Source organism: Bacteroides sp. D20 (assembly GCF_003436255.1).
Taxonomy (GTDB): Bacteria; Bacteroidota; Bacteroidia; order Bacteroidales; family Bacteroidaceae; genus Bacteroides; species Bacteroides uniformis.
Genome location: NZ_QSOO01000040.1, coordinates 1 through 3726, shown reverse-complemented (window position 1 = coordinate 3726; position 3726 = coordinate 1). Strand labels below are relative to the sequence as shown.

At 47.0% G+C, this 3726-nt stretch carries 2 protein-coding genes; both read right to left on the bottom strand.

Going from position 1 to position 3726, the window contains the following annotated elements; genetic code table 11:
* Nucleotides 1-27 precede the first annotated feature (27 nt).
* Entirely contained in the window at nt 28-1350 is a 1323-nt protein-coding gene (locus DXD78_RS20785) for a sigma-54 dependent transcriptional regulator (protein WP_004291471.1), read from the bottom strand.
* Nucleotides 1343-3661: an ATP-binding protein gene (locus tag DXD78_RS20780; RefSeq protein WP_004291467.1), complete on the bottom strand. Its 2319-nt coding sequence runs from the start codon at nt 3659-3661 to the stop codon at nt 1343-1345. The genes DXD78_RS20785 and DXD78_RS20780 overlap by 8 nt, the downstream gene beginning before the upstream one ends.
* Between the last annotated feature and the right edge of the window lie 65 nt (nt 3662-3726).

The following is a 3726-nucleotide window of genomic DNA, read 5'->3' as shown; positions in this document are numbered from 1 at the left end:
AGATAGCCAAATTCAGTGAATTACGGGCTATGATTGCTTGAATTTATATTTAAGTCCATACTCTTCAAGTTTGCTGTATAGTGTTGTCCTGCCTATGCCGAGCAGTTCTGCGGCGACACTCCGGTTGCCGTTTGCCTGTTTCAACGCACGCAATATCCGCTCCTTATCCTCCGCGTCATTGCGCAAGGCGAAGCTGACAGTAGAGGTCGGTTTCGTCACGGCAAGTTCCAGATGCTCTTTCATGACAACACCTTCCTGCGCCTGCAATACAGCACCCATAACTTTCTGCCGAAGTTCCCGCACGTTGCCCGGCCATGCGTGTGTCAGCAACGCTTTACGTGCTTCGGAACTGAACCCGCTCACGCTACACTCCAGCTCTCTGTTTGCCATATCACGGAAGAACTCTGCCAGCGGCATAATGTCTTCTTGACAGTCACGCAACGGAGGAACGGTTATCCCGAAGTCGTGCAGGCGGTACAGAAGATCCTGCCGAAAACGCTTTTCATTCACCGATACCTCCAAATCTTCATTGGTAGCAGCGATGATGCGGACATTGAAATTCCGGTCTGCCTTGTCTCCGACCGGGCGATACCGCCTCTCCTGTATGGCACGGAGCAACATCTGTTGGGTTTCCAACGCGAGGTTTCCTACCTCGTCCAGAAACAACGTGCCGCCTTCCGCCTCATGGAAATATCCTTTCTTGGCATTGTCCGCACCTGTAAATGCACCTTTGACGTGTCCGAAGAAAGCCGACGGTGCAAGCTCTTTGGAGAGTGAACCGCAGTCCACCGCCACAAATGGCTTGCCTGCACGTTTGCTCTTGTCATGCAACAGGTGGGCAATATGCTCCTTGCCCGTGCCGTTCTCACCAAATATCATCACGCTCATATCGGTGGCGGCTACCAGCCTTATGCGGTGCATGATTTTCTGAAAGGCGGAACCTTCACGGGCGAATATAGGCATACGGCGTTGTCCTGCCTGACGTTCTTTCAGTATGGAACGGATCAGGGGGACAAGTTTATCCTCCACAAGCTGTTTGGGAATATAGTCTATCGAGCCGAGTTTCATGCTTTCCACGGCGGTATTAACTTCGGCGTAGTCGGTCATAATGATGAAGGGCTGCATCTTTCCCTCCTTTCGCATCCAGCACAAAAGGTCTATGCCACTGCCGTCAGGCAGACGCAGGTCGGCAACCACGATATCATTATCTGTTGCCTGTTGCAGATGTTTCTTCGCGGTTGAGAGGTGGTAAGCCTTCATATTGCGGTAGCCCTCCCGTGACAGCATATTGCAGACATATTCGCAATACACGATGTTGTCTTCCACCACAATTATTTTTGTCTTATTCATCTTCGTATTTTCTCCTTTCCTCTTCTGCCAACCGTATTATTTCCACTCCCTTATCCAGCACGGCAGTCACGGCATGGCTTAACGCTTCACCATCCGGGAGAGCATCGCCACGAAGCAATCCGTAAAGTACATTCAGCGGTTGGTCGGCACGGAGCACCTCCCACGAACTGCGCAGGTGGTGGATCAGGGAATCCAGCTTTTGCAGGTCTTTTTCTTTTGCTGCATCCCGTACCGCCTGCATTTCCTTTTCTGTTTCAGTTATCAACTTTTCCAGCATGACGGCTTCATTGCCATAGGACAATAAGGCGGAAAAGTCCGGTTTCCCGTCCGGTGTCGCTTTTATGGCACACCTGTCGGAAACCTCCATCAGTTCCGATATGGAGAACGGTTTGAACAGGCATCCGGCAAAGCCTTTTGCCAATAGTTCCCCTTTGTTACAACTGCCCGAAGCGGTTGCCACAACCACCGGGATTGTTGGTGAATTGCCCACGTTGGACGAACGCAACAGTTCCAGCAATTCGAAACCGTTTATATCGGGCATATTCAAGTCTGTCAGCAACAGGCTGTATTCTTTCTGGCGTATCATTTCCATCAGTGCCGCAGCATCGGTGCAAGTGTCGCAGTGTATTCCTTCTTGGGAATACATCTCTTTCAGCATCAGAAGTAATACCTCATCATTGTCAATGGCGACAACATCATGGAATTTATTGTTATGATAAACAGGTGTATTGCTTGTATATCCAAGCTGTTCTTCAGCTTCCTGCATAGAAATTTCAACTGTGAAACGACTGCCTTTCCCTTTCTTGCTGTCTAAACGGATTGTTCCGCCAAGCATCGACACAATATTACGCATTATGGCAAGCCCAAGCCCGAAACCCTCCTTTGCGGCGGCATTTGATAGACGTTCAAACGCACCGAACGCTTGTTTCTGTTCCTCTTCTGTCATGCCTGTACCTGTATCTTCAACGACCAGTGTCAGAACTCCATTATCATATTCAGTAATCAAAGAAACACCGCCTTCTTCTGTGAACTTGACAGCGTTTGACAGCAGGTTATTCCCGATTTGTATTATTCGCTCTTTGTCGGTCAATACAATGGCATCGTGTCCAGTCTTCACGGACAAGGACAGCCCTTTGTTCACGGCAACAGGCATGAACTCCGTTTCAAGTGTGTGCGTGATTGCTGAAATCCGGCAGGGTGACAGACGGGGCTGTTCCTTGCCGTTGTCCAGGCGGAAGAAGTCAAGCAAAGTGTTAAGCATATCCCGCATACGGTCGGAGGATTGCAGTATGTTTTGGATATACTGCCCGGACTTATCCTCACACTGTTCTTTCCGTATCAGTCCGGCATAGCCTGTTATTGCTGTCAGCGGTGTGCGCAGTTCATGGGTGATAGTATGTACCGCCTTCTTCCTTGACGTTATCAGTGCCTCGTTCCGTTGTACGGATTGTTCCAGTTGCCTTATCAAATCAGTTGTCTTGTGCTTGTATTGTTTAATGCTTTTTGCATCACGATGTATGATGATGTAGGAAATTAACAACAATAGAAGAACGAATCCCATTAAACCGCCTACTTGCATAAATGACTTTTCACGCATGGCAACTATTTCGTTTTCCCGGCTTTGCAGTTCGGTTTGTACCTTTTCTTCTATTTGGCAAATCAATTCTTGCAGTTGTCTGTTAAGTTCTGCATTACGAGCTGCAAGGCTGTCGGCTTGTTCCGACAATTGGCGATCCTGCACTTTCTGTTCGCTGATTACGTTTCTATTGACCGAATGAAGGATAGTGGTTGATACTGCTGGAGTTACTTCCTTTTTTTTGCCGAATATGCCTAAGAAACCTTTTCGTTTTGGCTTTTTGGACTGTTCCTGCACACTTTTCTGTACAATAACCGGAATTTGATTGGCTATCTTCTTGTTAATAGATTGTTGTTCATCCATTAACCGGACTATCTGGAACATCTGTCGTTCCTTATCCTCTAAAAGACTGCGCACACTATCGATGCGCTCTGCTGGATAGGTGGCCTTGAAACGGCAGAGCATACTGTCCATTGCCATACGCCGTGCATGGTAATGCTCGATATCTTTATCGTTCCATTCCAGTATTGTTTCACCCAATAGAGAAAATTTTATCATTTGAATATTGATATTGTTTATTTCTTTTCGGAGCTCGTCTATTTTTTTATTGCCAAGTTCTAATGCTTCTATCTCCTGCCATTCATAGAGGCTATTATATGCCATACATCCGATAAGAATGGAGATAAGTATATATCCCAACCGTATTGCCTTATAGAAATTTCCTGACCGCTCCATTATTTTAATGACATTGATTTTTGGAACATGAATAAAAGTTTATCTTTTTCGTTCATGCGGATATT

Coding starts and splice junctions, on each gene's coding strand:
- DXD78_RS20780 (WP_004291467.1), bottom strand. CDS start 3,661: ATGGAGCGGTCAGGAAATTTCTATAAGGCAATACGGTTGGGATATATA.
- DXD78_RS20785 (WP_004291471.1), bottom strand. CDS start 1,350: ATGAATAAGACAAAAATAATTGTGGTGGAAGACAACATCGTGTATTGC.